Annotated in this window: 25 protein-coding genes and 1 pseudogene; 8 read left to right on the top strand and 18 right to left on the bottom strand. The window is 62.1% G+C overall.

All coding sequences use genetic code 11. The features are described 5' to 3' along the window. Nucleotides 1–26: 26 nt before the first annotated feature. Nucleotides 27–200: a hypothetical protein gene (locus tag DM806_RS01410; RefSeq protein ID WP_179041452.1), complete on the bottom strand. Its 174-nt coding sequence runs from the start codon at nt 198–200 to the stop codon at nt 27–29. Here DM806_RS01410 and dacB point away from each other — a divergent pair. After that, entirely contained in the window at nt 199–1,641 is a 1,443-nt protein-coding gene (gene dacB, locus DM806_RS01405) for a D-alanyl-D-alanine carboxypeptidase/D-alanyl-D-alanine endopeptidase (protein WP_256869033.1), read from the top strand. The genes DM806_RS01410 and dacB overlap by 2 nt on opposite strands. A gap of 82 nt (nt 1,642–1,723) precedes the next feature. On the opposite strand, the gene DM806_RS01400 is transcribed toward dacB, so the two are convergent. Beyond that, complete coding sequence (locus DM806_RS01400) at nt 1,724–4,105, bottom strand: penicillin acylase family protein (RefSeq protein ID WP_179041487.1); 2,382 nt, start codon at nt 4,103–4,105, stop codon at nt 1,724–1,726. 400 nt (nt 4,106–4,505) lie between these two features. On the opposite strand from DM806_RS01400, the gene DM806_RS01395 reads away from it, so the two are divergent. Beyond that, nucleotides 4,506–7,379 carry a TonB-dependent receptor plug domain-containing protein gene (locus DM806_RS01395; protein WP_218647279.1) on the top strand — a complete coding sequence of 958 codons (2,874 nt, stop codon included), beginning with the start codon at nt 4,506–4,508 and terminating at the stop codon, nt 7,377–7,379. Between the two features lie 178 nt (nt 7,380–7,557). On the opposite strand, the gene DM806_RS01390 is transcribed toward DM806_RS01395, so the two are convergent. Both DM806_RS01390 and DM806_RS01385 read right to left on the bottom strand, forming a co-directional pair. Continuing rightward, nucleotides 7,558–8,304 carry an extracellular catalytic domain type 2 short-chain-length polyhydroxyalkanoate depolymerase gene (locus DM806_RS01390; protein ID WP_179041486.1) on the bottom strand — a complete coding sequence of 249 codons (747 nt, stop codon included), beginning with the start codon at nt 8,302–8,304 and terminating at the stop codon, nt 7,558–7,560. A gap of 84 nt (nt 8,305–8,388) precedes the next feature. Further along, complete coding sequence (locus DM806_RS01385) at nt 8,389–8,595, bottom strand: hypothetical protein (protein WP_179041485.1); 207 nt, start codon at nt 8,593–8,595, stop codon at nt 8,389–8,391. 408 nt (nt 8,596–9,003) lie between these two features. Here DM806_RS01385 and DM806_RS01380 point away from each other — a divergent pair, with 408 nt between their 5' ends. Then, the gene (locus DM806_RS01380; protein WP_179041548.1) at nt 9,004–9,960 is read left to right on the top strand and encodes an IS630 family transposase; all 957 of its coding nucleotides are present in this window, start codon (nt 9,004–9,006) and stop codon (nt 9,958–9,960) included. 162 nt (nt 9,961–10,122) lie between these two features. Here the strand turns inward: DM806_RS01380 and DM806_RS01375 are convergent, their stop codons facing one another. The 12 genes and pseudogenes from DM806_RS01375 to DM806_RS01320 all read right to left on the bottom strand — a co-directional run. Next, nucleotides 10,123–11,247 (bottom strand): alkaline phosphatase, encoded by a 1,125-nt coding sequence (locus DM806_RS01375; RefSeq protein ID WP_179041484.1) that lies wholly within the window; start codon nt 11,245–11,247, stop codon nt 10,123–10,125. Between the two features lie 14 nt (nt 11,248–11,261). Next, the gene (locus tag DM806_RS01370) at nt 11,262–14,153 is read right to left on the bottom strand and encodes a TonB-dependent receptor (protein WP_179041483.1); all 2,892 of its coding nucleotides are present in this window, start codon (nt 14,151–14,153) and stop codon (nt 11,262–11,264) included. Nucleotides 14,154–14,236: 83 nt separating this feature from the next. Continuing rightward, nucleotides 14,237–15,151, bottom strand: a complete 915-nt coding sequence (locus DM806_RS01365) for a FecR family protein (protein ID WP_179041482.1) — start codon at nt 15,149–15,151, stop codon at nt 14,237–14,239. Between the two features lie 8 nt (nt 15,152–15,159). After that, nucleotides 15,160–15,678 carry an RNA polymerase sigma factor gene (locus DM806_RS01360; protein WP_256869032.1) on the bottom strand — a complete coding sequence of 173 codons (519 nt, stop codon included), beginning with the start codon at nt 15,676–15,678 and terminating at the stop codon, nt 15,160–15,162. Nucleotides 15,679–15,750: 72 nt separating this feature from the next. Beyond that, on the bottom strand, nt 15,751–16,296 hold the full coding sequence (locus DM806_RS01355) for a hypothetical protein (RefSeq protein ID WP_179041481.1): 546 nt from the start codon (nt 16,294–16,296) through the stop codon (nt 15,751–15,753). Beyond that, nucleotides 16,271–16,723: a hypothetical protein gene (locus DM806_RS01350; protein ID WP_179041480.1), complete on the bottom strand. Its 453-nt coding sequence runs from the start codon at nt 16,721–16,723 to the stop codon at nt 16,271–16,273. The genes DM806_RS01355 and DM806_RS01350 overlap by 26 nt, the downstream gene beginning before the upstream one ends. Before the next feature lie 42 nt (nt 16,724–16,765). Beyond that, entirely contained in the window at nt 16,766–17,131 is a 366-nt protein-coding gene (locus tag DM806_RS01345) for a hypothetical protein (RefSeq protein WP_179041479.1), read from the bottom strand. A gap of 68 nt (nt 17,132–17,199) precedes the next feature. Then, the gene (locus tag DM806_RS01340; RefSeq protein ID WP_179041478.1) at nt 17,200–17,709 is read right to left on the bottom strand and encodes a helix-turn-helix domain-containing protein; all 510 of its coding nucleotides are present in this window, start codon (nt 17,707–17,709) and stop codon (nt 17,200–17,202) included. 82 nt (nt 17,710–17,791) lie between these two features. After that, nucleotides 17,792–18,451 carry a S24 family peptidase gene (locus DM806_RS01335; protein WP_179041477.1) on the bottom strand — a complete coding sequence of 220 codons (660 nt, stop codon included), beginning with the start codon at nt 18,449–18,451 and terminating at the stop codon, nt 17,792–17,794. Nucleotides 18,452–18,584: 133 nt separating this feature from the next. Beyond that, nucleotides 18,585–18,779 (bottom strand): DUF6961 family protein, encoded by a 195-nt coding sequence (locus DM806_RS01330; protein ID WP_306294730.1) that lies wholly within the window; start codon nt 18,777–18,779, stop codon nt 18,585–18,587. Further along, entirely contained in the window at nt 18,776–18,976 is a 201-nt protein-coding gene (locus DM806_RS01325) for a DUF5818 domain-containing protein (RefSeq protein ID WP_179041476.1), read from the bottom strand. Before DM806_RS01325 ends, DM806_RS01330 begins: the two co-directional genes overlap by 4 nt. 1 nt (nt 18,977) lies before the next feature. Continuing rightward, a pseudogene (locus DM806_RS01320) lies at nt 18,978–19,517 on the bottom strand (S1/P1 nuclease); the annotation flags it as partial. 55 nt (nt 19,518–19,572) lie between these two features. Here DM806_RS01320 and DM806_RS01315 point away from each other — a divergent pair. Both DM806_RS01315 and DM806_RS01310 read left to right on the top strand, forming a co-directional pair. Next, nucleotides 19,573–20,127 (top strand): TetR/AcrR family transcriptional regulator, encoded by a 555-nt coding sequence (locus tag DM806_RS01315; protein ID WP_179041474.1) that lies wholly within the window; start codon nt 19,573–19,575, stop codon nt 20,125–20,127. Between the two features lie 42 nt (nt 20,128–20,169). After that, nucleotides 20,170–21,216: an NAD-dependent epimerase/dehydratase family protein gene (locus tag DM806_RS01310; protein WP_179041473.1), complete on the top strand. Its 1,047-nt coding sequence runs from the start codon at nt 20,170–20,172 to the stop codon at nt 21,214–21,216. Here DM806_RS01310 and DM806_RS01305 read toward each other — a convergent pair. Further along, nucleotides 21,204–21,602, bottom strand: a complete 399-nt coding sequence (locus DM806_RS01305; RefSeq protein WP_179041472.1) for a MerR family transcriptional regulator — start codon at nt 21,600–21,602, stop codon at nt 21,204–21,206. The genes DM806_RS01310 and DM806_RS01305 overlap by 13 nt on opposite strands. Nucleotides 21,603–21,671: 69 nt before the next feature. Here DM806_RS01305 and DM806_RS01300 point away from each other — a divergent pair, with 69 nt between their 5' ends. Next, nucleotides 21,672–22,652: an aldo/keto reductase gene (locus DM806_RS01300; protein WP_179041471.1), complete on the top strand. Its 981-nt coding sequence runs from the start codon at nt 21,672–21,674 to the stop codon at nt 22,650–22,652. Between the two features lie 192 nt (nt 22,653–22,844). Here the strand turns inward: DM806_RS01300 and DM806_RS01295 are convergent, their stop codons facing one another. Beyond that, the gene (locus DM806_RS01295) at nt 22,845–23,756 is read right to left on the bottom strand and encodes a LysR family transcriptional regulator (RefSeq protein WP_179041470.1); all 912 of its coding nucleotides are present in this window, start codon (nt 23,754–23,756) and stop codon (nt 22,845–22,847) included. Nucleotides 23,757–23,885: 129 nt separating this feature from the next. Between DM806_RS01295 and DM806_RS01290 the strand changes: the two genes are divergently transcribed. Continuing rightward, entirely contained in the window at nt 23,886–25,325 is a 1,440-nt protein-coding gene (locus DM806_RS01290) for an aldehyde dehydrogenase family protein (RefSeq protein ID WP_179041469.1), read from the top strand. Continuing rightward, nucleotides 25,322–26,863: an ABC transporter substrate-binding protein gene (locus DM806_RS01285; RefSeq protein WP_179041468.1), complete on the top strand. Its 1,542-nt coding sequence runs from the start codon at nt 25,322–25,324 to the stop codon at nt 26,861–26,863. Before DM806_RS01290 ends, DM806_RS01285 begins: the two co-directional genes overlap by 4 nt. Nucleotides 26,864–26,944 lie beyond the last annotated feature (81 nt).

The raw sequence follows: 26,944 nt of genomic DNA, 5'->3' as shown, positions 1-26,944 counted from the left end.
CACGCTCCTGTCGCTTCGCGGGCGCATTACTGGCGCAATTGGCCGAAAAGGGCCGACGACACTGTGAACTTCGGTGCAAGCGGATCGGCTCCGCAGTTTATCGTCTCCTCGATCGCACCAGCCTCATTGCCGCAAGTTATGGCTGGCCGCATTTCCACCTCTGGCCCACCGGTCTGCTTGCGGTCTATGCTCCGGTCCATGCGGCTCATCCTCCCCCTGTTCGCCCTCGTCCTGCCCCTGACCCATGTCACCGCCCAGAATGCCGAGCCACCGCTGCTCGCTTCGGTCGAGCATCAACTGGCGCAAGGCCCGGCGGGCACCCGCTACGGCCTGCTCCTCGCGACGCTGGAGGGCGACCCGATCATCGCCATCGCGCCCGACCAGCGCTTCATCCCGGCGTCCAATACCAAGATGTTCACCACCGCCACCGCCTATGCCGATCTGCCCGCGCTCGATCGCACGGCACAGGGTACCGGCGTGCGCCTCGATCAGGGCGATGTGATCCTTGAAGGACGCGACGACGCCCGGCTTTCCAGCGCGGACGATTGCGCGACCGACTGCCTTCAGACGCTCGCCGATGCGATCGCCGCCAGGACCCGCCATGTCCGCAACATCGTGGGCGATGACAGCTGGTTCCCCGACGAGCGCTGGGGACCAGGGATGAGCTGGAACAATATCCAGTCGCGCTACGGCACCGGCATTTCCGCGCTGACGCTGGACGATAATGAGATGAGTGCGACGGTCACGCCCGGCGCGATCGGCACGCGTCCAGCGATCAGGGCGTCGACCTATTATGCGATCGACAACCGCGTCACGACCGTCCCCGGCAAAAGCGAGGCGATCGTCGCCGACCGCGCGCCCTATGGCCGCGTCATCCGCCTGACCGGCACGATCGGGACGGAAGCGCAGCCCGCCACGCTCCATTTCAGCATCGACGACCCGGCCCATTATGCCGCCTGGCGGCTGCACGACCTGCTCGTCGCGCGGGATGTGAAAGTTACTGGCGCGGTCATGACCCGCCACCGCCCGCTTGCTCCCGCCGACGATCCGGCCATCCGCAAGGGCGCACCCGCCGCCCAGCCGCCTGCGTCCGACTTGCTGGCCCAACTCCCCGCCCTGCCGCTGGCCGACGACATGCGCATCATCAACAAGCAGAGCCAGAACCTCCACGCCGACCTGATGCTGCGCCGCGTGTCGCGCGCGTCGGGCAGCGGCTCGATCGCTGACGGACAGGCCGCCCTGCACCGGCTGATGGCGCAGGTGGGCCTGCCCGAAAGCAGCTACAGCTTCGCCGACGGATCGGGCATGTCCTCCTACAACCGCGTCACGCCGCGCGCCGCCGTCACCCTGCTCACATGGATCGCGCGCCAGCCCTGGGGCATGGCGTGGCGCGAAACGCTCCCGATCGCCGGACAGGATGGCACGCTGCGCAACCGGTTCAAGGGCACGCTGCTGGAGGGAAAGCTCTTCGCCAAGACCGGCTCGCTCAACGCCTCCCGCGCCTTGTCGGGCTATCTGGTGACGAAAAGCGGCCGGACCTTGGTCTTCTCCGCCCTCGCCAACGACATGCCTGACGGCACTGATGCGCAGGCCAGCGCCACGGTCGACCGCACGCTGGTCGCGATCGCCGAGGCGCTGTAACAACCTCCGTTCGTGTCGAGCGCAGTCGAGACACGGTGAGCGCGACCGCTTCTCGACTGCGCTCGAAGCGAACGGATATTTTTTAGCCCGGCACGATCTCCATCCGCCCGGCCGCATGCCGTTCCACCGCCTCACGGCTGAACCAGAGCGGTTGCATCTGCCCCGCCAGCCAGCGCGGATAGAAGTCGCGATAGGCCGGCGAGCGCGGGTCCGCCGACTGGCCGGGCAGCAGCAGGAAACGACTATTGTCCCACGCCCCCACATCCGCGACCAGCAGATAGCTCGCCCCATGCGACACCTGATAGCCCCGCTTCGCATTGAAGCCCCGCGCCATCGGCGTGAAACCATCGCCGCCGGATCGCCCGCCCTCGATCTTCGGGAACGCCGCCGCGATCCCCGGCAGCGAGGACAAAGGATGCGCGATCTCGACCCGGTGCAGGTCGCCCCAGCGCCATTGGGCCGGATCGGGACCACCCAGTTCCACCGCCTTCTTCCACCCCGCCACCAGCGACCGCTCGATCAGCGCATCGCGCGCCAGATCGGGCACCGGTCCCAGCCGCTTGTCGGGCGCGGCCAGGATGCGCAGCATTTCGAACAGGTTGACCGACGGAATGAACTCGCGCGCCGCGGCGGGCACGACCAGATCACGGAAGCCCTTCTGCAATTCCGGCATCACCATCTCGTAGAGCAATGCCGCGCCGCTATCCGCCTCCAGCCCACAATCCCAGCGTTTCAGCAGCGCGGCGGCCGGCGCCGCTTCGGGTAGCAGTTTCTCCGGGATCAGCTTCACCAGCCCCCGCGCCGGCAGCGACTGGACATCATGCTGAAGCGCGATGCTGTCCTCGATCCGATGCTTCGGCTGGCTGCGCAGCACTTCGGAAATGCGGTCATAGCGGAAGGGATCGCTCCAGTCGAAGCTGATGACTTTCTTTCCATGGGGATAATCGGCCGGGATATTCAATTGGTTGGCCGACGCGAACCAGCCTTCCTTCGGGTTATGGACGGACGGCATGTCCTCGACCGGCAGGATGCCCGTCCAGTCGAAATCGCCGTCGCCCGGCGCGGGGAACAAGCCGTCATGCCGGGGCCGCTTCGGCGTGAAGCCGATCGTCTGCCAGCCGGTATTCCCGTCCACATCGGCATAATGGAAATTGGTCGGCGACACATGGATTTTGAACGCCTGCCGCAGCGATACCCAGTCCTTGGCCAGATTGATCGCGATGATCGCAAAGCGCATGTTCGCGCCGGGCAACATGCTGACCGTGGCGAAGGCGCTGGCCCGCTGCTTCGCCGCATCCTGTGCAACGATCGGCCGCCCCTGCGCATAGCGCAAGGTCACGCGCTGCGCCGGGCCATCCTTGACCGCGATCTCGTCCTCGAACGTCTCGAACCGCTTCCACTGGCCCTTGTGCCAGTAACGTTCCGGATCATCCTTGTCGGTGCGCAGGATGAACAGGTCGGTCTGGTCGATATGGAAATTGGTCCGGCCGAAGGCAAAGCGGTCGGTATGCCCCTGCATGATCCCCGGCAGGCCAGGCGCTCCCGCGCCGATCACGTCCAGCCCCGGCGCAGTCAGGTGGATCATGTGGCGCGGACTATTGCCGCCGATCCCCAGATGCGGGTCGTTCGCCAGAATCGGCCGCCCGGTCGCGCTGCGCGAGGCCGCGATCGTCCAGGCATTGCTGCCCTGCGCGAAGCGATCGGCGCGGCGCTCCGCCCGATCCAGCGCCGCCTCCTGAATCGCGTCGAAGGGCACCGGCCGCGCCGACGGATCCAATATGCCAAGGTCGGCATCGCTCACCGCCGCGCAGTCCAGCCCCTCCGGCACCGTGAAGGACCAGGCCGGACGCAGCGGCGCCATCAGCTGGTCCACTTCCAGCAGCCCACGCGCCTGCATCTGCGCCCGGCGCACCTCGTCATCCGCATCACCCATGCCGATGCCCCGGTTGCGCACCAGATCGCGCACGTCCCAGCGCAGCGGCTTCAGGTTCAATATCCCATATTCCAGCGGCATCTGCCCCGGGTCGGCCTCCAGTTCGGCGATCCGCGCATTGACGCCAGCGACATAGCCCTTCGCGCACTCGAGCACGCCCGGCGGCAACGCCGCCAGCTCCGCCTCGATATTCCCGCGATAGAGGAACAGTCGCGCCGCCTTGTCCGCCGCAACGAAGCGCGGGCCGAAAGCTTCGGCCATGCGCCCCATGTCCCGGCGATACTCCATGTCGATCTGGAACAGCCGGTCGCGCGCCACCAGATATCCCTGCCCGAAATAGGCGTCGTGCAGCGACTTGGCCCGCACATGCGGCACGCCCAGTTCGTCCTCGACGATCTCGATCGACGCCTTCGCCCCCTTCGCGCGGATCCGCGACGTCCTGCCACCCTTTACCAGCGACTTAGCCAACAGATCGCCCGGCAGGGCCAGCGCGGCCACGGTGGCCAGAAGGAACGCACGACGCTGGATCAACACAGCCTCCTTGACTATAGAATTGAAATACGACGACTATCGCAGGATCATGGGCACGCCATATAGTAAGCCGATCGCAGCCCATAACTGCAAGCTATCTGTCACGGCCACGACCGGCGCATTTCGGCCCGCCATTCCTTAGGGCTATACCTTTATACGATCAAAGTAATACCAAATCTATTGACCAGCCGTGACCACCCTGTAACCTCCCCGTCATGGAACCGACTTTCCAGCCGGTCAGGTGGAAGGTCGGGATCGTTGTGACGGCGGGGAACGGGAAGGGCATCGTGCCTGCCCTGCGGTCATGTGGTGAAGGGAAGGGTCGGGCCAGATCGGCGCTCTAACGCCGCGCACGCGATAACGCGCGCAGCCCCATCCTCTGACAAAGGGGGTTTTGTATATGCGTGATTTCAGGCGAATTCGTCGGTCGTTCGGCCGCCAACACGGCCTTGGTCTGGCGATGACCGCTCTGGCTCTGGTCCATGGCGCTCCCGCCTTGGCGCAGGACGCAGTCGCGCCCCAGCAGAGCGCAGAAGCGGCCCCCGTCGACCAGATCGTCGTCACCGGCACCCGGATCGTGCGCAACGGCTTCCAGTCGCCCACCCCCCTCACTGTCATGACGCAGGAGGATATCCAGAACCAGTCGCCGACCAACAATATCGCCGACTTCGTCAATCAGATCCCGGCACTGGCGGGCAGCACTCGCCCCTCCAACTCGCGCCTCGCGATCAGTTCGGGTCTGGCGGGCATCAACACGATGAACCTGCGCAACCTGGGCGAAGTGCGTACGCTGGTGCTGCTCGACGGCCGCCGTTCGGTCGGATCGACCATCACCGGACTGGTCGACATCAACACCTTCCCCCAGTCGCTGGTGAAGAGCGTCGAGATCGTGACCGGCGGCGCATCGGCCGCCTATGGCTCGGACGCTGTCGCGGGCGTCGTCAACTATGTCCTCGACAAGAAGTTCGAAGGGTTCAAGATCGACGCCGACACCGGCATCACCGACAAGGGTGACGGCTTCAACTACAGCTTCTCGGGCGCGATCGGCAAAAGCTTCGCCGGCGGGCGCGGCCATATCCTGGTCGCAGGCGAATATGCCCATCGCGACGGCATTTTCCAGGTCGATCGCGACTGGAACCAGCTGGGCTATCGCACCCTCATCAACCCCAACTACACCGCCACCAACGGCCGTCCGCAAAATCTGGTCGTGCGCGGCGCGGGTACCTGGAACGCGACACCGGGCAGCATCATCCGTTCGCAGACAGGCGGCGCGACCACGCTGCGCGGCACCTATTTCGATCAGGGCGGCGTCGCCAGACAATATCAGTTCGGCTCGCTCACCGACTCGTCGCAGACCGTCGGCGGCGACTGGCAGATCAACGACACGTCGCGCCGCATCGGCCTCGACGCCACCGACGACCGTCGCGGCGTGTTCGGTCGCCTGAGCTATGAACTGGCGGACTGGCTCCAAGTCTATGGCGAGGCGTCCTACAACTGGAACAAGACCCTGTTCAACGCGGGGCCGCAGGCGGCAACCTTCACCCTCACCGGCGACAATGCCTATCTGCGGCAGGCGCTCGGCAATGCGGCGCTGGTCGGTGTGACCAACGTGACACTCGGCACCTCGGCGGCAGACCTGCCCTATCGCAAGAATAACAGCACCCGCGAAACCCAGCGCTACACGATCGGCGCGGGCGGCGAATTCCAAATGTTCGGCAACAAGGCAGTGTGGGACGCCTATGCCCAATATGGCCAGACCGACACGCACGAACTGCTGCGCGACATCATGAACACGTCGCGCATGGCGCTGGCCACCGATGCCGTGTTCGCGCCGGCGGGCAATGCGCTGGGCGTCGCGGCGGGCACGATCGTCTGCCGCTCGACCCTGACCAATCCGACCAACGGCTGTATACCGCTCAATCGCCTCGGTGTCGGCGTCGCCAATCCGGCAGCGGTCGACTGGGTCATGGGCGATCCCTATCGCGACCAGAAGTTCAAGCAGACGGTCGCCGGCGTCAACCTGTCCATGACCCCCTTCGCCACCTGGGCGGGCGATGTCAGCGTCGCGGTCGGCGGCGAATATCGCAAGGAAGAAGTATCGGGCTTCGTCCCCACCGAATTTCAGAGCGGCTGGTCGGTCGGCAATTTCCGTCCCACCTTCGGCAGCTACAATGTCAAGGAAGCCTATCTCGAAACCGTCATTCCGCTGGGTCTGGGCGCGGAATTCAACGGTGCGGCGCGCGTAACCGACTATTCTACGTCGGGCACCGTCGAAACCTGGAAGGCGGGCCTCACCTGGCAGCCGATCGAGGATATCCGACTGCGCGGCACCCGCTCGCGCGACATTCGCGCACCCAACCTCAACGAACTGTTCCAGTCGGGCACGTCGCGCACCAACACCTTCAGCACCGCATCGGCCTACGGCCAGTTTGCGGGCAGAACCTTCCGCGAACTCACCACCGGCAATCTGGCGCTGAAGCCTGAAAAGGCGGACACGCTGACGCTCGGCGCGGTACTCCAGCCGCGCTTCCTGCCGGGCTTTTCCTTCTCGGTCGACTGGTTCCGCACCAAGGTGAAGGATGCGATCGCGCAATTCTTCGCCGACGACATCGCCCAGCGCTGCACCGAAGGGCTGCAATCCTTCTGCGACGCAATCGTCGCCGACCCGCTCGGCGATCGCGACTATTTCGTTTCGGCCAGCCCCTTCAACTTCGCCAAGGTCAAGGTGCGGGGCATCGACTATGAAGCCAGCTATCGCGTGCCCCTCGACCGGATCTTCAACAGCAGTTCCAGCAGCCTGACGCTGCGCGGCACCGCGACCAACTATCTGGAAAATCTGGTCGACAATGGCGTTTCCGCGCCGATCGACTCGGTCGGCCAGAATAGCGGCCAGACAAGCGGCACGCCCGACTGGATCTTCCGTCTGTCGGCTACCTTCGACACGCCCAATTACTCGATTTCGGCGGTCGGTCGCGGCGTCAGCTCGGGCACCTACAACAACACCTACATCGTCTGCACGACGAACTGCCCGGCCAGCACGGCCGCCAATCCGACGATCGACAGCAACCATATCGACGGCGCCTTCTACACCGACCTCAACTTCACCGCGAAGATCAAGGTCGGCGGGTCCGACGGCCAGCTCTTCTTCAACATCACCAACCTGTTCGACAAGGATCCGATCCTGTTGCCCGAAACGGGCCTGTCGGCCAACTCGACCTTCAGCGACCTGCTCGGCCGCGCCTTCCGCGTCGGCGTGCGCTTCAAGACCAACTAGGGCATCGTGCGCAAAAGTGGGAACCGGTTTTGCGCTTGAAACGATGCGACAACAAAAACTTAGAGCGCGCGATCTGCGTCGGATTTAACGCAGCGCGCTCTAAGGTTCGCACAATACAGGAAAAGGGTGGAGAAGCGCGCTGCTTCTCCACCCTTTTCCTTTGCCGGACCGATGCGCCCTACTGGTTGGTCAGTTGCTGCACCATGGCATGGACCACCGACAGCTGAGGCCCGCCCTTGGTCTGGAAATTGAGGCCGCTATAGCCCCACCAGTCCCAGCACCCCTGCGGGTTATAGGGGATCATGCTCTTGTCGACCTGTGGATAGAGGATGATGATCCCGTTGCTGTCCGCCCATTCATTATAGCCCAGCCTGCCATAGACCGCGTCGCCCACCGTGTCGGCGCTTTGCAGGCAGCCATGGAAGACGACATGCAGCGCGCATTTGGCGCTCGCCTGCTGGCAACTCGCGGGTACATAGACATAGCCTTTCGACGCCATGCCGGTCAGTGCGCCGGCATATTGCGACTGGTCGAACGCCACCGGCGTGGACGACAGGCTGGTCGCCTTGGGTTTCAGCGGGCCATAGATCTGCGTCAGGATCGCCGCCGGCTGGTCATAGGGCGCCCCGTCGACCGCGCATTCATTGACGAACGGAGTCACCGTCACGTCACAGCCACTGCCGAAATCGTCGGAGATGAAGGCATGGCCCGCTGCCGTCGAATTAACATAGCGCAGGTTCGCCGCCGGCACCTGCGCCGCCTCGTAGAAGTCGCGCACTGCGTCCATCACCGATTGCTTGACGGTCTGGTCCTTGGTCCCGCTGAACAGATAGATTTTCTGCCCGGCGATATGGCTCACCGGATCGACCTGCCCCAGCGAAGCGAAGCCGACCGCGGCATTATAGGAGGCCTGCGCGCTCTGCATGCAGGTATAGATGCCACCGATCTATTCGCTCTCTACACAATCCCCTGAAATCGAATGACTTTTACTCTGACGCCCAAAAATCATTCAACAAACCGTCAACATTTGCGTCATGACGCATCTTGCATCCTGCGGAGACCGAAGTAAAATCCTCCCAAGGATCAAGGAAAAGCGCATGATCCGGAGACCATGCCCACCGCTGGCAAGCAAGCTGGCGACCGCCCGCAATTCGATCTTTGCCTCGGCTCCGAATTCTTCGGCGGCGGATGATGTCGCAACCAGGGTAATAAACATCTTCTCAGATCAATCTACTGACCTACCATAATCAATATTATTATTTGTACATATCTAATAATTTCGACATTATTAACAACAACATTCTGGAACGTCTTGGGACCACTTGAGGCATTATTACTCCAATGACAATTTTATCGTAAAAAAATGTTGATATTTATCTTGAAATTACGTCGCGTTTGGTGCTATCGCAACCAATGAAGATAACGCTTCTCCATGCGGTTTGGCTATGCCTTTCCTGCATTGGCATTCTCACGGCTGAAACACGGGTTCTATTCCCGTAGGGGTCACCAATAAAATCAATGGCTTAGCTTGCATTGACGAGCACTTAGAGCATCGAGCTTGAAATAGGAATCTGGGGATTCCCAAAGGTTGGGGAATGTGATTCACCGTTGTTGGAGGTGGATCATGGGGAAATCCTATTCGTCTGATCTTCGGGGTCGGATCGTCAATCACATTGCTTCTGGGCAATCACGTCGCTCTGCTTCTCGCCATTTTGGGGTGAGCGCGAGTTGCGCTGTGAAGCTGGCGCAGCGCGTAGCTGCGACGGGATCGGCGGAACCTGCGCGGCAAGGCCGCCCGCCTGGAGACGGCAAACTTGCGCCCCATATGGCGACACTGGCGAAATGGGTCGATGCCGAGCCGGACATCACCATGCCCGAACTATCGGCCCGGCTTGCGATGGCGACAGGCGTTCGGGCGCATCCCGCCTCGCTGTCGCGGGCACTGCTGAAAGCGGGCTACAGCTTTAAAAAAACGCTGCTGGCATCGGAATGCGGACGCGATGATATTGCCCAGGCGCGTCGGGCGTGGCGTGTTTATCGGCAATCCAGCCTTCGAAAACAGCCGCACCGCCTGGTCTTTATCGATGAGACGGCAACCACCACGAAGATGACGCGACTGCGCGGAAGGGTCCGACGCGATCAGCGCCTCAAGGCCCGCGCTCCCTTCGGCCATTGGAAAACCCAGACCTTCATCGCTGCCCTGCGTTGTGATGGCCTGACCGCACCATGGGGCATCGACTGCCCCATGAACCGCACGGCCTTCGAGACCTATGTCGAAACCCAGCTCGCCCCCACTCTCAATCCGGGCGACGTCGTGATCCTCGACAATCTCTCCAGCCACAAAAGCGAAAAAGCCAAGGCCATCCTCAAGGCGCGGGGCGCATGGTTCCTCTTTACCCCGCCCTACAGCCCCGATCTCAACCCGATCGAAATGGCCTTTTCCAAACTCAAGGCGCATCTCAGACGCACCGGCGCCAGAACCATCGATGCCCTCTGGCAGGCAATCGGCAACATCTGCGACATCTACACGCCAGACGAATGCTGGAACTTCCTCAAGGCAACCGGATATGCGTCCGATTAAAGGCTCGATGCTCTAGATTTCAATGCAAGATCAGGACTGATTATAAATTCTGCGCCTTCAGGCGGGCTCTCCGAGGACGACCATTTTTGTCGCTCATACACCGATACTCGATTCCTGGTAGCAAGCGGCATTACAAACATGTGCTGATCATTGTGCGCGCGATCAATCCTCCTTCTGCCAGTCCATCGCTTTGAACATCACATCGAACAGGCGGGTATTGGCAGAAAAACCATGAACCTGATCGGCGCCTGGCCCCGCAGCGGCAGCGATCACTTCCTCGCCGGTATGATTGTCCTCGACGCCAATGATCGGATTACTGGCGACCGTCGTGCCCGGCTTGGCGGCGGCAGCCGCATATTGCTGCGCCATCGGCGCATTGCGCTTGCCGCTGCTCATGCGCAGGCCGAAACTATGGTCAGCGGTGAACAGGATCAGCGTGTCCTTGCCCGCGATCGCGCTGATACGACGGATCATGTCGTCCATCTCGATCACATGCTTCAGGCCATTTTCCGGCTTGTCGGTATGCATGTCCCATTCGACCATCAGGAAATAGCCCTTGGGATTGCGGGCAAGCTGGCCGATCGTCGCCTCGACCGCCGGGATCGGCGCATAATCGGCATCGCGCAGCACCGCGGCCCGGCCGGCTTCCTTCACCAGCGCCGGATCATCGCCAAAGCGGTAGCCGGCCTTGGCAAAGGCCTGTTGCGGCGACGTGCCATCCTTGGCGAAGGATGCAATCGCATCGGCCTGCCCCTTGCCTATCAATATATCGACGCCATTGCCGAAGCGAGGGCTAAGCATCTGGCGGAAAATCTGGTCCTTGTCCTTGCGCGTGGCGACATGGGCGAAGCAGGCGGCCGGGGTCGCGTCCCAGATCGGCATATTGGTGACGACGCCGGTGGAAAGGCCGCGCTGCTCGGCATATTCGAGGAAGCTCTTGACCGGGGTGATCGTGCCATCGGCCTCCGGCAACGCAGATATCATGCCGCTCTTGGTTTTGTGCCCGGTCATGATCGCCGTCATGCCTGCCGCCGAATCCGTCACCCAATTGTCGAGCGCCGACGTGTCGGACAGGCCGATATGCGGCATCGACTGGATGAACAGCGATTGCGGCCGGTCATGCGCCATGATGCCCGCGGCATTGAGCGTCGGCACGCCGCCGGCATCGCCGAGGAACAGGATGATGTTTCGCGCCCGCTGCGGTTCAGCAGGGGCCTGGGTGTACCCCGGAACGGCGGCGAGCATCGCGCCCGCCGCCATCATGATCCTGATCGATCGAAATATCATCGCCGTCCTTCCGTTCAGAAACGGGCCCGCACGCCGGCCATCAGCGTGGTGCCATAATCGGTGTAGCCCGCGAAGCGATCGTCGCGGACATATTGCCACTGGACTCCGCCGGCCACGTTGATGCCCTGTACCACGAATGTGACATTGGGCGTGAACTTGTAGGAAATGTCGAAATCGAGGCTGCCGAAGGCCGCGTCATTATTGGCGGCCAGGCCCGCGCCGCCAACGTCGCGCAGCACCTTGCCACGCCAGCTATAGCTGGCCCGCGCGCCGACCGGCCCCTTTTCGTAGAAAGCGGTCAGGTTGAAACTGTCGCCGGCAACATCGGTCAGGTCGTCGCGGAAAGTAGCGCGGTCGGATAGGGCATAGGTGCCCTTGCTCTTGGTGTGAGTGTAATTGGCCTGGAAACCCAGGCCATCGAACGGCGCCGGCAGCATCCTGAACAGCTGCTGATAGGCGATCTCGATCCCCGCGACATAGGCATTGCCGCCATTTTGCGGCGCGGTCAGGCGATAGATCTGGCCGTCCAGATCGAAATTGCGGGTCTGCTGGAAGACGAAGCTGGTGATGTCCTTGTAGAAGGCGCCGCCAATCAGCGCACTACCCGGCGCGAAATACCATTCGACGGTGCCATCATATTGCCAGGCCTCGAACGGCCGCAACTCCGGATTGCCGCCCACCGCCGTCAGCACGGTCGGGTTGGAGTTGATCGTCAGGCGCGGCGCCAGATCGGCGAGCGACGGGCGGGTGATGACCTTCGAGGCGGCAAGGTGCATCTGCAGGTTCGATGTGAATTCGGCAACCAGGTTCAGCGACGGCAGGACATTGCCATAGTTACGCTCGAAGCTGACGGGCAGCGCTGCCGAGCCATTGTCGGCATAGCCCGACGATATCTGGCGGGTATGGGCATAACGCAATCCCGCATCGCCCCGGATCGTGACGCCTCCCAGCGGAAAGCTGAACTCCGCCATGCCATAGCCACCCATGATCCGTTCATCGATCGCGTAGCTGTTGCGGCGATCGCCGCGCGTCAGATCGGCGTCGAGCAATGCTTCCTTGCCGGTTGCCGCATCCCAGAAGCGATCGGCATTGGGCATGACCCAACTCGTCGGCAGATTTCCGCCCGCGCCGCTGAGGAAATCGTCGACGGGGAAGGCGTCGAAATAGCTGTCGTCGAACCGCCGGCCCGAGATACCATTCGTGAAGTTGATATCGCGGCGATTATAGGTGCGGTCACGCTTTTCATATTTTGCGCCGAACCGCAGCGCACGCAGCGCGCCGTCCAGTTCACGTGTCACGTCGAAGTTCGCGGCGCGCTGGCGATCGAGCGAGTCATTGACGCGATATTCGATCCGGCGGCCGGGCAGCGCGGTCGATTCCGTTAGATCGGCTGTCAGGAAATTGAGGTCGGGCAGCCGTTCGCCGACCTTGCCATAGTCGAAGGCGACCTGACCAACTCCGCCGAGCAGGCGGGTACGATAGATGGGCGTGGGCGTATTGGAATAGGCGCGGCCCAGGCTCACGTCTGCGGTCATCGTCCAGCCATTGGCCGACCATCTGGCGTTCGCCCCGATCAACCAATTCTCATATTGGAGGCGCGACGTCTCGCGGCCGATCTGGGTCGATGTGATGACGGTCGCGGCGGTCAGCACGCCATTCTGGATTACGGCCGTTCCCGGCACGATCGCGCCCGGCGTCGTCGCGGAAAAATCGGTCGAATAGGTCAATTCGTCATAGTCGATGTTGAGCCGGCTCCAGAGGCCGTCGACATTCAGCTCGAACCGATCGTCGGGTTTCCACTGAATCGCGCCATTGAGGCCGATGCGATTGCGATTTTCCCGCTCCAGTGTCGGGCGCGTGCTGGTCGGCACCAAGATGGTGTCGCTGTCCAGCGTGCCGTCGCCATCGGCGTCGATCCGCCCATCGGCCCAGCCGACGCCGGTGATGCGGTCCTGGCGCGTGGTGCGCTCGTCATAGACCGCCGCGATCAGCGCGCCGAACGTGCCTTCGTCATTGACCCAGCTGGCCATGCCCGACAGTCGCGGATCGACAGTATCGGCCAGGCGCGGCGAACTGGCGGTGACGGACAACGCCAGCACCGGCTTCTTGAGGTCGATCGGGCGGAAGGTCTGGAGATTGACGATGCCGCCGATGCCGCCCTCGGCCAGGTCCGCGCGCAAGCTCTTGATGATTTCCACCGCCGACATGAGTTCGGACGGCAGCGTGTCGAACCGGAACTGGCGACCGCTCTGGCCACTGTCGCGAACATTCTCGTTCACTGCGGCCGACCGGCCATTCAGCGTAACGACCTGGAAATTGGCGCCCAGACCGCGGATGCGGACGAACACGCCCTCACCCCGATCGCGGACGATCGACACGCCCGGCACGCGCTGCAGCGCTTCGGCAATGTTCTGGGCGGGGAATTTGCCGATATCCTCGGCCTTGACCACGTCAACGACATTGGTCGCCTTGCGCTTTTCGGCGAGCGCGCCGGACAGGCTGGCGGCATAGCCGGTGACGATGATGTCGGTCGCAACCTCGCCGCCGCCGGTAGCGACCGTTTCCTGCGGCTGGGCCGGCGCCGCCACGATCAGAAGCGCGCCATTAGCCTGACGCCGCACCGCCAGCGGCTTGCCCTGGATCAGCCGCTCGACCGCTGACATCGCGTCCATCCGGCCGCTCAGCGACGGGCCGCTCATGCCTGCCACCAGTTGAGGCGCGAACAAAATGTCGGTGCCGGTCTGGCGGGCCAGTGCCTCCAGTGCGGGCGCGAGCGGCTGCGCGGCGATCTGGACGGATGCCTGGCGCTGCTGCGCCTTGGCCGGAACGGCACAGAAGGCGGCGAGAGCGGCGCCCAGCACCAGAGAACGGCGCAAATTGCGCGAAGCAGAAACGGTCACGATCATCCCCCGTGGACAGCGGCAGAAGGCGCCGCGCCTCCCCGACGCGCCAGGCGGATTTTACCCCACCCCGGCCCCAAAGATTTTTTTCAACCGCCCAGCAGCACCCGGTCGCCAACCTGTCGAACCGGCACGGACAGCAGTTGCGACAGCGCCTGCCCCAGCGCGACATTGTCACCCACCCGGTACATGCCGCTCACCCGCAGGGCGGCAGTATCGGGATCGGCGATCACCAGCCGGGTCAGGCTGTAGCGATTGGCCTCCGCCGCCACCGTATCCAGCCGATCGTCATGAAAGGCCGCCCGGCCGCTCAGCCAGGCCTGGGTTGTTTCGACATCCGGTCGATCGACCTGCACGACATCGGCGGCATCGGTGCGGATCCGCTGCCCGGCGGACAGGCTGCGCTGCCCGCCACCGATCGCCACCTCGGCCTGCCCGACCAGCGCAGTCATCGCCAGCTTGTCATCGGTATCGCGCCGCACGTCGAACCGGCCGCTGCCGGCCACGAAACTGCCCCGGCCGGCATCGATTGCAAAGGGCGCGGTCGCCGGCTTGACGGTCAGCGCCACGCGCCCACGCTCCAGCCACAGGCGTCGCCGGCTGGCGCTCGCCAGCACCCGCACATCGGTATCGGCGTCGAGAAAGAGCGACGATCCTTCCGCCAGAGTCAGCTGGCGCTGCTCGCCAATGCCCGTTTGATAGCGAGTGCCTGCATAGGCGGTCTGCATAATGGCCATACCGCCGCCGCCCACAACCAGCGTACCAGTGCAAGCTGCCAGCATCCGCCGTCGTGACAGGCTGCGCGCTGGCGCCAGCCGTACCGCCGCATCGGTTCCGGGCACCAGCGCCCAGATATCGGTCACGCGCTCGAAATCGGCCGCATGCGCGGTATCGGCGGCGAGCCAGGCGCGAAAGGCCTGCTCGTCATCTGCCGTCCGTCCGTCCGCGTTGAGTCTTGCAATCCACTCGGCCGCGGTCCGGGGTATGGGGCGCTCACCGGACATGTCGGGGCTCACCAATCCTTCGTCCATTCGCCAAGGAAGGTCATCGCCTTGGCCATATGCTTCTCGACCGCGCTCTGGCTTATTTCAAGCCGCTCGGCAATCTCGCGATATTTGAGATTGTCGATCCGCTGCAGCAGGAACACCTCGCGCGTCCGCGGCGGCAGTCGATCGATCCCTTCCGACACGCGCCGGAGCCGCGCCTGCGCCATCAGCGCCTCATCCTGCAAAGGCGCGCCGTCGCGCAGCAGCGCGAGCGCATCCTCACCGGTCGCCGGACCGCGCACCTTTTCCCGGCGATAGCTGTCGCGCGCGCGGTTGACCGCCGCCCGGACCAGAAAGGCTTCCTCATTGTCAGGCTGTTGGGGACGGGCTGCCATGCGAACATAGGCATCGTGTAACAGATCCTCGCTGTCGCAACGCCGGGTCATCCGCTCGACCTGCGCCAACAGGCCGGCCCAACCAGCCCACAGTCGCCGCGAAAGTATATACGCCTGTTCTTGAGGATAATCGCCCATAGGCAGGAGCATCTATTTTCATCAATGGTCAGTTTAATGACCGGATCATTGCGATTAGATGACCGTGAATTTGATCGCTGCCGCTCAGGCAAAGCCAGTGCTTTCGTACCAGTTCGTCATCGTCTGCCGGGCCTCATCGCTCAGCCGCACGAAAATCCGTCTTCCATCACGCGCATCTGCCGTGCGTATGATGATGCCCGCATCTGTCAGGCTTGCCAGATAGCGAAGTGCAGTCGTGGGCGGCGCGCCCGATGCCATGCAGGCGCTGGAGATGGAAATCTGCTTGTGATCGGCAGCTGATATGTAGAGGTCGATCATGATGTCCCATGCCGGATCGACAAACAGGTCTCCTCCAAAGAAATTCGCGCGCCGATTTCGCGCTTTCTGGAGCCTACGGAAGAAATCGACCGAACCGTTCATGGTCGGTGCGGCAGGAGCTGCAGAACTGTTTCTGGCTGAGGTGGCAGACGTGTCGGCGGCAACCCCGATCCAGTCCGGACCGGTGTTCTGCGCGAGTGGCGGAAGGTTGTCGCTGATCCATTTTTCGAACTGCGCGGTCAGGTTCTTTACCTGAGCCCGACGCGTGAGGGATGTCTGCGTTACATCATGTCGCGGATTCCAGTTTTCCACGTCGCATTCCTTCAACGGTCATGGCGCGATCATACCGGCGATCAAGAAATATGCCGGTCACGATCACGGCAAGTGTCGGGATGGCCCATATGGTCGAGGCCAGGATGTGAAAGTTCAGCTTGAAGGCTGGCGATAGCAGAATAGCGATCTGCGCACCCACGGAATTGACCTGGAAAGCAGCGATGATGATGGGCCAGCGTCGCCGGCTGGACAGTGCCAGCCCGATCTTCATCGCCAGAGAAACCAGATCCACGCCCAGACTTGCGGCCATCGTGAATTCAGGGTCGTCCGACGCATGTTGCAGAACAAAGGAAACAGCGAAGAGAAACCCGATGATGGCGACAATGGCTCTCCCCTCGCGACCGCCATGAGACAGTGCGTAAATGGCGGTTATCAACAGCGCGATGGAGTAGCTGAGGGCGATCATTCCAGTGGTGAGAAGCGATATTCCGCTCCCGCGTCAAGCCGGTCAGGCCACAACTTTGAGTTGAACCGGGACCGAAGACGTGGCCGGTTCGCTATCGATCGTGTAGGGACAGCCTTCCCAGGCGACGGTCGTGCGCTTGCGAATCGCGTGCGCCCGGCGATGAACCTTCAGAAACTGCTGACGTGACAGGAGCATCGTCCCGAGGCAGCTGGTCAGGTCATTGAAGAGAGACTGGCTGACATTGGGCTCGAGACCGATTTCACCGGCGGTCTCGACCATATCCCCCGCCAGCCGCAGCGTATGCGCCATGGCGGCATCGATATGCGTATAGGTGCCAAATACGCTTTCGGTCAGGGTCAGGAAGCGATCGCGATCGAGCGGCAAAATCGTTTCTTCTGATTCGGGCATAAGAAATCTCCTTCGTGCAGGCACGGTGGCATGCAGGTTCTCGGGTTGCTGGCGATGTGAGGGGAGGGTCAGGTGGCCTTGTAATTCAGCCACGCCGAGACAGTGATGATGCAGGCGAGGACGCCGGTCGTCGCCAGAGCGGTCCAGAGGATGGACCTGATTGTTTCAGCCTTGTTCAGGTCATGTGGCGGCCCTCCTATATGGTGCAGGAACCATGTCCACACCGCGATCCAGAGCCCTGTCAGGCTGCCTCTCACGCCCCTTTGCGCATCAGGCTTCGCCACCCGCTCCGGCATCGGTGGCGATACGTCCAAAGTGGCGGATTTTGGCGGTTCAGCAAGTGGTTCCGGTTGCAGGTGCAATTGCTGCACCACAGGTTCTTCCATGGCAGCCAGGAGACGCGCGGCTTCCCTGCGGTTGAGCGCGCCAAGCTTCTGCACCGCGGCCTGGACATAATTGTCGATGACGCCAGGGGTCGTCGCGAGCCGGAGAGCGATTTCCTTGGACGTGAGGCCTTGATGGACGAAGCGGAGGCAGCGCTTTTGTTGCTCGGTCAATTCTGCCAGGCGCTGCGGCATTCGATAGGCTCCCTCCAATTACGAGGGAGTTTTCCTATTTTCCTGCGCTCAATGCAATAACATGGTTAAAGCGGCAGAAGTGCTAAAGCCGCCTCCCTGCCCACACGACGCGACCGACGATGTGAACCAGATCCGGGTTTAGATCGCTCCAGTCGGGATAAAGCGGATTGTCGCTGAGCACAGAAAATCTGCCGCGCCAAGGGCCAAGGGCAACGCGCTTGACCATCAGTGATCCGTCCAGTCGCAACACGTAAATGCCATCGCGAAGCCTGCCTGAGCCATCGGCATGATCGACCATGATGTCGTCGCCGTGGTTGAGCGTCGGCATCATCGATTCGCCATCCACCCTTATGATGGTCGCGGTCCTGGCATCGATGCCCAGCTGGCGAAGCCATCGGACGTCGAATGCGACGCGATCGGCAAAATGTTGAAGATCGTCCAATGTTCCATAACCCGCCGACGCGCCCAGAGACAGCCGCGCTACCAGGGCCGTTGCGACCTCCCTGTCGGGCACAGGATCATGCGACAATATTCCCTCGCGGCCACCCAGCATCTCTTCTGAAACGCCAAAATAACGGGCGAGGATACGGCGGTCCTCCTCAGCCAGCCTGCGCGGCGTGCCGCGCTTGATGAATTGCTGCACATAGGCCGCATTGCGGCCCAGAAGTCCGGAAATCCCCGCATAGGTATCACCGCGTTCAGCGATCAGTCGATCCAGCATAATCGCGACGTCTGTAGCCATAGTCTACCGTCACAAGATTGACGCGTTCGGTCAAGTTGCGCTTTTCGATCAGGGATATGCCAAAGGCTGGGCAGCTACCCAACAGCCGCATCGATCTGCGCAATGGAGGTAAGCCCTGTCCCGGCGCTGCAATCTACTGGATCGGGCCTGCCCGCAGGATATCATCCATGTAAACCGCAATCGCTTTCCAGACAGCGACACCCATCCCGTCGCCCTCGGCTGCAAGCTCGCCGATACGTTCAGCCACATGCACAGGCGCGTGGTGGCCATGTCGCCTGATGAGCATGATGGCGGCTCCGAGCACTATCTGATCTTCCGTCATCGTCATGCCAGACTGATGATCTCGACATCCAGCATATCGAACTCCGATCGGCAACCTTCCACGCGGACAAGGTTGCCAAGAAGGTGGCGGTACCGGCCAGACAGGTCCAGCCGCCACTCTCCTCCATCAGCCATACGCAGGATCGGGCTTGCGCCGCGCATGAGAAGCACACCGGTCAGATCATGGCGTGTCCCCCTGGGCATATTATTTCTGCTTTCCAGATCGCTCGACCGTCGGATGGGAACCAAACACCCAATTGAGATAGGCCGCGATCCGCACCCCGCCACGCTTCAGGCGATCGTCCAGTTCACTGCGATGCTGATAGGCATAATCCCACGAGATACCGGGATCGGACGGATAAACGGTTTTGCGCAAGGCGATGCTCTCGCCGACCCAGATTGCCGGGCGTTGATCGCTCCAGGCGATGATCTGGGCCGGCAGGATCGATCGCGAGAGCCACCCAGCATATTCGGAATAGGACAGGGCGCGCTGCTCGATCATGGCCGAGTCCCACACCGAGTGAAGATTTGTAGACCGTCCGAACCACGTGACCCTGAAGTCGTTGCCACCCCGGTCTGTGCCCCCGCCAGCGTGAAGAGGTTGGTGCAGATCTCCGATGATGTGGACGATGAACCGCAACGCCAGACTTTTGTCCTCAAGTGGCGCCTTCGGGTCGCGTAGGGTTGCGGTGAAATTCGACAACGCTGTCATCGCGTCGCCGCCGTCCGGCGCATCGGACGTTGACGATCATGCCCTGTCCATTTATATCCGTCCAATCAGATATAAATGGACAGGGCCAATGGGTCGCAAGAAGAGTATCGATCAAAACCGCATCCTCAATGCAGCTGAGGCTGTCGTCGCCCGAGTTGGCGCGACACGCCTGACCTTGGAAGGCGTCGCTCAGGAAGCCGGGATCAGCAAGGGCAGCGTGGTCTATGACTACGGTACCAAACAGGCCCTGATCGAGGCCATGGTCCAACGCGCGGTCATCCGCGACAATGCGTTCAACGAGGCGGCCGCAGAACCCTTCGCAGCAAGCGACAATGCGACGCTGAAGGGCCGGATATCTGCAGCGAGCCAACCATTTCCCGATGCGTTTCGCGCGGTGGCGCTGAATATCTGCGCAGCGCTCGCGCAGGACCATTCGCTACGCTCCGCTATCCAGAAGAACCAGACCGCCGTGATCGACCGCATTCGGGAGGAGGCCGGCACGGCGAGAGGCCCGATGCTGGCCTATCTTGCGCTCGAAGGCCTCAAACTGCTCGAAACCCTCGATTATCATCAATGGTCCGACAGTGAGCGTGCAGCACTTCTCGATGATATCCGCCAGCTCGCGTCCGGCTCTCCGGGGTGATCGCCCCGCATCCATGCCCCTAATGTAAAAGGCAGAAAATCCATGAACGAAAACAAGACCGTCGGAGGCGATAGCGCCTCCGGCCCCGAACTGCTGTCGCCGCTCTTTCTTACCGGAGGGAGTGGTTATGTTGGGCGTAGCCTGATCCGGCATTTCGTCGCAAAGGGCGTCGAGGTTGTTGCCCTCGTTCGTTCGCAGGCGTCCGCGGAGGTGGTCCGCGCCTTGGGTGCAAGGCCGATCATAGGCCCGCTGTCGGAGGCGATCGCCGCCGAAGCGATGAAAGGATGCCGGTCGCTGATCCATGCGGCGGCCCATACCAGCCATGGACCTGAGACAACCAAACATATGGCAGTCAATGTCGAGGGAACGCGCGCGACATTTGCCGCTGCCCGGCAGGCGGGGGTCCAGCGGGCCGTGCATATCAGCACGGAATCGGTGCTTCTCGACGGACGTCCGCTCATCAACGTGGATGAAAGCCGGGCGATGCCCTCACGTTTTCCCGGCGCTTATTCGCGTACCAAGGCCGAGGCAGAGCGGATCGTGCGCGCGCAGAGCGGTAACGGGTTCGAAGCCGTGATTGTGCGGCCGCGCTTTATCTGGGGCCGCGACGATACGACCGCCTTGCCGATCCTGACGCAAGCCGCGCGGTCTGGACAGATGGCGTGGATCAACGGAGGCGAGTATCTTACCTCGGCCACCCATGTTGCCAACGTCTGTCACGGCATCGAACTGGCGTTGCTGAAGGGCCGAGCCGGCGAGGCCTATTTCATTACAGATGGTGAGCCGTCGACGTTCCGCGGCTTCGTATCCCGATTGTTGGAAACGCAGGACATCGCTCCGCCTGAAAAGGCGGTGCCTTCCTGGCTCGTTGGCGCCGTCGCACGTGCCGGCGAGTTGGCCGCACGCCTTTCGGGAGGTCGCGTGAAACCACCGGTCACCCGGCAGGATCTCGCGACGATGGCCGTGGAAGTCACGCTTAACATCAGCAAGGCTAGACGTGATCTTGGATATGCCCCGGTCATCTCGGTCGAAGAAGGCATGGCGGAACTCAAGCGGCTCGCCGCCTCCAGCAGAGATCAGCAGAAATAGGCGTTAGGCCGGGGAGCAGCGCTGGGCTGGCCTGTCTCCACCCAATCCAGCTTGCCCTTGAGGAAGGCCAGTGCGGCATCGAGTTCGCGCTGGCGCTCTTCCAGCCGGGCGATCTGCTTGCGCAAAACCTCGCCGGTGCGCTCCGGCGAGCCGGCACCCCGGTGATATTCCTCGGCCAGCGCGCCGATCTCTGCGAGCGAATATCCCAGCGACTGCTGCAGCCGGATCATCTGCGCCGCCGTCACATCGTCCGCGCCGAACACCTGATAGGGATTGGCGCCGCCCTTGCGCGCACTGCGCTCGGGCTTCAGCAGGCCCTTGGCAATATAGAACCGCACCGTATCGACCGAGAGTCCGACCTCTCTGGCGAATTGCGAAATCAGCATGAAAACATCTTGACCATGGACCATAGTCCACACTTACAGGACTTGCCTGTCAATATCCGGAGTTGTTCAATGACTGGCATAAATCCCCTCCCGCAGATCGCACTCGGCAATGGCGGCCCCACCATTGGCAGCCAGGGGCTGGGCTGCATGGGCATGAGCGAATTCTACGGCGACACCGATGAAATTGAATCCCGCGCCACACTGGAACTGGCGCTGCAACTGGGCGTCACCATGTTCGATACGGCGGATGTCTATGGCATGGGTGAAAACGAACGCTTCCTTGCGCCGTTCATACAGGCGCACCGTGACCAGACCGTGATCGCGACCAAGTTCGGCTATGCTCGGACACCGGAAACTCCGGATGACTGGAGCCTCGACAACCGGCCCGGATTCATCCGCCGTGCGGCCGAGAACTCGCTTCAGCGTCTCGGGATCGAGGCGATCGATCTCTATTATATGCATCGCCGCAGTGCTGACGTACCGCTCGCGGAATCGATCGGGGCAATGGCGGACCTTGTCGCGGAGGGCAAAGTACGGGCCTTGGGTCTTTCCGCGGTCAGCGCGGAAGAACTGCGCGAGGCGCACGCCGTGCATCCCATTGCCGCGCTTCAGTCGGAATGGTCGATCTTCACGCGTGATATCGAGGCCGAGATCGTGCCTGTGGCTGTTGACCTGGGTGTTACGCTCGTGCCTTATTCGCCGCTCGGGCGCGGGATGCTGACGGGCCTGGCCTTTGCTGAAAGCCTCAGCGCAGGAGATGCACGGTCCTACTTCCCGCGCTTCTCTGCCGAGAACCGGGCGGCGAACCTGCGCCTCGTGGCGAAGATCGAGGAGATCGCCGCAGGGCAAGGCATTACATCAGCGCAAGTCGCGATCGCCTGGCTCTATGCCAAAGCCCGTGAACTGAGTGTGGCCGTCTCGCCGATACCCGGCACGCGGAGCCGGAGGCGCTTGCAGGAAAATGTGGCGGCCGTGTCCCTTACGCTCGATCAGGCAGCGATGGCGGAACTGGAGCCATTAGCCCGCGAAGTTATAGGAATTGCCATCTGATCCAATTTATCGCCAAGCGTCCGATCTGGGCGCTTGGCCGCCGACGGTGTCCGACCCATTCTTGCCGTTCAGCGGGCTAAAATCGTTCTCCAGCAGCGGACCGTCGGCTCAGACCTTACCGGCAAATGTTTCAGCATCGAAACCTGCCTGTCGCTCCCGATAACAGAATCAGGGAGCGGCACCTCAGAAATGCTATACCTCGCAACGCCACGGAGCCGGCGACAGCCTATCTCTCAGTGACTGTAGAAAGGCATTCGTCCGGCCACTTCGCCCTTGCCGAGCGTGAAGTAGAGCCACAACGTCAGCGGCAGGAAGCGACCAATGTGGCAAGACTTCCTTCAGTCGCCCAGCGGCAAGGTCTAGGGCCACATCCCATTCGCTTCGCACAATCACGCCGAGCCCGGTCAGCGCCCAATCGCGAATGATCTCACCGTCATTGCTCGATAGGCTTGGATTGATCCGAACCGTCACCTTGCCATGTCTGGCATGGCTGAAGCGCCACAGCGTGACATCCTCATTATTCTCACGGAGCGCGAGGCAACGTTGCGCGGCAAGATCCATCGGATTTTCGATCGGACCGGCGCTCGCCAGATAGGCTGGAGCCGCGCAGAGAATGCGCCTGTTGGGCGCCAGCGTCGTGACCAGCCGGTCGCTCTCCGGCAGAGTTCCGATATGGACGATGATGTCCCAGCTTTCCAACATCTGCCGGATCGGGCTGTCGGACAGTTCCAGAGTCGCCGAAGCTGCGGGATGATCAACCGCGAATTGCTGCACGATAGGCGCGACATGGCGCCGGCCAAAACCATAGGGCGCGGCCACGCGCAAATGGCCGCGTACCTGGCTGGTCCGACTGGCCAATCGCTCGGACAGGTCGTCGATCGCCCCGATGATCGTGGCCCCTTCCGAGGCGACCAGTTCGCCTTCATCTGTAAGGCTCAGGCCACGCGAGGTACGCTCGACGAGCTTGACGCCGACTTTTGCCTCCAGCGCGTGCAGGCGCTGGGTGACGGCGGGAGGCGTCACATTCAGCCTGCGCGCGGCCTCTGCCAGTGAAGGGGAGCTTGCGATCATATGGAAGAAGATCAGATCGTCGGTCGAGATCATTAGGTTATGCCTTAATTCAACATAAAGATCAGATTAATTGCAGCATTCACGATTTGGCATATCCTGGGCATCGGAACAACGGGCAATCTTGGCGGAGACGCTGTTCGCCTGACGCTGAAAGGTTCGATAATGACCGTACCGCATTGCGATCAGATCTATATCGACGGCTGCTGGCAGGCATCGGCAGGATGCTTGCCCTCCATCACCGTGATCAACCCGGTGACCGAGGAGGTCATCGGATCCGTGGTGGCCGGGAGCGCGACTGATGTCCGCAGAGCGGTTGCGGCGGCTCGCCAAGCTTTCGCTTCCTTCTCGCTGACATCGCCCGCTGACCGCGGCGCCCTGTTGCAGAGCATCCTTAAGCTGATGGAGGAGCGGTTCGAGGAACTTGCGCAGGCGATCTCCCTCGAAATGGGCAGTGCCATCGCCTTTTCGCGTGCATCACAGGTGCCGTTCGGCATCGCGCATGTCCGCGCCGCGATCGAGGTGTTGAGCGATTATGCCTTCATCCGCCAGCAGGGAACGACGGCCATCGCAAAGGAGGCGATTGGCGTCTGCGGCCTCATAACCCCGTGGAACTGGCCGCTGTACCAAATCACGGCCAAGGTCGCGCCGGCTATCGCGGCGGGCTGTACCATCGTACTCAAACCCAGCGAGTTTTCGCCGTTCAGCGCCCATCTGTTCGCGCAAATCATGCATGATGCAGGAACGCCACCGGGCGTCTTCAACATGTTGAGCGGCACCGGCGCGGAGGTTGGCGCGGCCATCGCAGCACATCCCGATATCGACATGATCTCCATCACCGGATCCACCCGGGCGGGTGTGCTGGTCGCCCAAGCGGCCGCGCCCACCGTGAAAAGGGTAACGCAGGAGCTGGGTGGCAAATCACCCAATATCCTGCTGGACGATGCCGATTTCGCGCAGGTCGTGCCGCTCGGGGTAGCGGCGGCGTTTCGCAACGTTGGTCAATCGTGCAGCGCGCCGACGCGGATGCTCGTACCCTCCGGGCGACTGGCGGAAGTCGAAACGCTGGCCATTGCCGCTGCGGCATCGATGACGGTGGGCGATCCGCTGTTGGAAGACACGGTTCTCGGCCCGCTAGCCAACCGCAGCCAGTTCGACAAGGTGCAGGCCATGATCGGCGCCGGCATCATGGAAGGCGCTAAACTGCTGTGCGGTGGGCCGGGTCGACCCGAAGGCGTATCGCGCGGCTATTTCGCCAGACCGACGATCTTCTCCGAAGTCCGGCCGGATATCCGGATCGCGCAGGAGGAAATCTTCGGGCCGGTGTTGTGCCTGATCCCTTATCAGGATGAAGACGACGCCATCCGCATCGCCAACGACACCGTCTATGGACTGGGTTCCCATGTCCAGTCAGGCGATCTTGACCGCGCGCGCCGCGTCGCCGCCCGGATCAGGGCTGGACAGGTGCATATCAACCATCCCGCCTGGGACGGCTTTGCCGCGTTCGGCGGTTACAAGCAGTCCGGCAATGGCCGCGAATATGGCATCTTCGGTCTGGAAGAATATCTCGAAACCAAGGCGATATTGGGCTATTTCCCGGCATGAGCGATCCGCTTTTCAGCCGTCGCGACCTGCTTGGGTCAGGCGTGGCGATGAGCGCGAGCGGCATTATGCTGCCAGGCGCCGCCGCCAGTGCCGGTCGGCCACGCAAAGGCGGGCGCATTCGCGTCGCCAGTACGTCTACCTCGACGGCGGATACGCTCGATCCCGCAAAGGGCGCGCTCAACACCGATTATGTCCGGCACTTCATGCTGTACAGCGGCCTCACGGAACTGGATCGGGCGCTCAATCCCCGGCCGGCCCTGGCCGAAACCATGGTCAGCCGGGACCAGATGCTGTGGCATGTGCGGCTGCGCAAAGGCGTCACCTTTCACAATGGGAAAAGTCTGACATCGGCAGATGTGGTCTTTTCCCTGCTCCGCCATAAAGATCCGAGGGTCGGCTCGAAAATGGCGGACATCGCCCGCCAGTTTGCACAGATCAAGGCGACCGGACCGCTGGAGCTACAGATCAGGCTGGTCGGTCCCAATGCCGATCTGCCCGCGATCCTTGCCCAATCTCATTTCCTGATCGTCGCGGAGGGGCAAAGGGATTTCCGTGCGGCAAACGGGACCGGCCCATTCGCACTGGCGCAATTCCGCCCCGGTATCCGCACACTGGTCCGGCGCAACCCCAATTTCTGGAAGCCCGGCAAACCCTATCTGGACGAGATCGAACTGATCGGCATCCCAGACGAGGTCAGCCGGGTCAACGCGCTGCTGTCGGGCGACGTACACCTCATCAACGCGGTCAATCCCCGATCGACCCGTCGCATCCTCGCATCGCCCGCCCACGGCATCATCGAAACCAAATCCGGCCTCTATACCAATCTCATCATCCGGCAGGACCGGCTGCCGACATCCAACCCGCATTTCAACGCGGCGATCAAATATCTGCTCGACCGGCCGCTGATCAACCGGGCGCTGTTCCGCAACTATGCGACCATCGCCAATGATCATCCCATTCCGCCTTCCCATCCCTATTTCCGCACCGACTTGCCCCAGACCAAACTCGATCTGGATCGCGCGAAATGGCACCTGCAAAGGTCGGGCATCGCCGGTATGCGCCTGCCACTCTATGCCTCCCCGGCGGCCGAAGGGTCGGTCGACATGGCATCGGTCCTTCAGGAATATGGCTCGCGCGTGGGCCTCAACCTCGCCGTCAACCGCGTGCCGGCGGACGGTTACTGGTCGACGCACTGGATGAAGCATCCGCTCGGCTTCGGGAACAGCAATCCCCGCCCCACCGCCGACATGATCTTCAGCCTGTTTTACAAGTCGGACGCGACCTGGAATGAATCGGGCTGGCAGAATCCCCGGTTCGACCGTCTGCTGCTGGAAGCGCGGGGAGAGTCGGATCAGGCGAAGCGCAAACAGCTTTACGGGGAGATGCAGGGTCTTGTGCGCCAATATTGCGGCAGCGCCATCCCAGTCTTCATCAGCCTGCTCGACGGCCATGATCGCCGGTTAAAGGGTCTCTATCCCGTGCCTCTGGGCGGTTTCATGGGATATACTTTTGCCGAACATGTCTGGTGGGACGGATAAAGCATTAAGCCTGACCTTATCCAGACATGCAGGAACCGTTAATTGCATGATCGCTCAGCGTCATGCAGCATCGCCTTCAAG

It is taken from the genome of Sphingobium lactosutens, from assembly GCF_013393185.1.
Lineage (GTDB): Bacteria > Pseudomonadota > Alphaproteobacteria > Sphingomonadales > Sphingomonadaceae > Sphingobium > Sphingobium lactosutens_A.
This window is presented reverse-complemented; position numbering and strand designations above follow the sequence as displayed.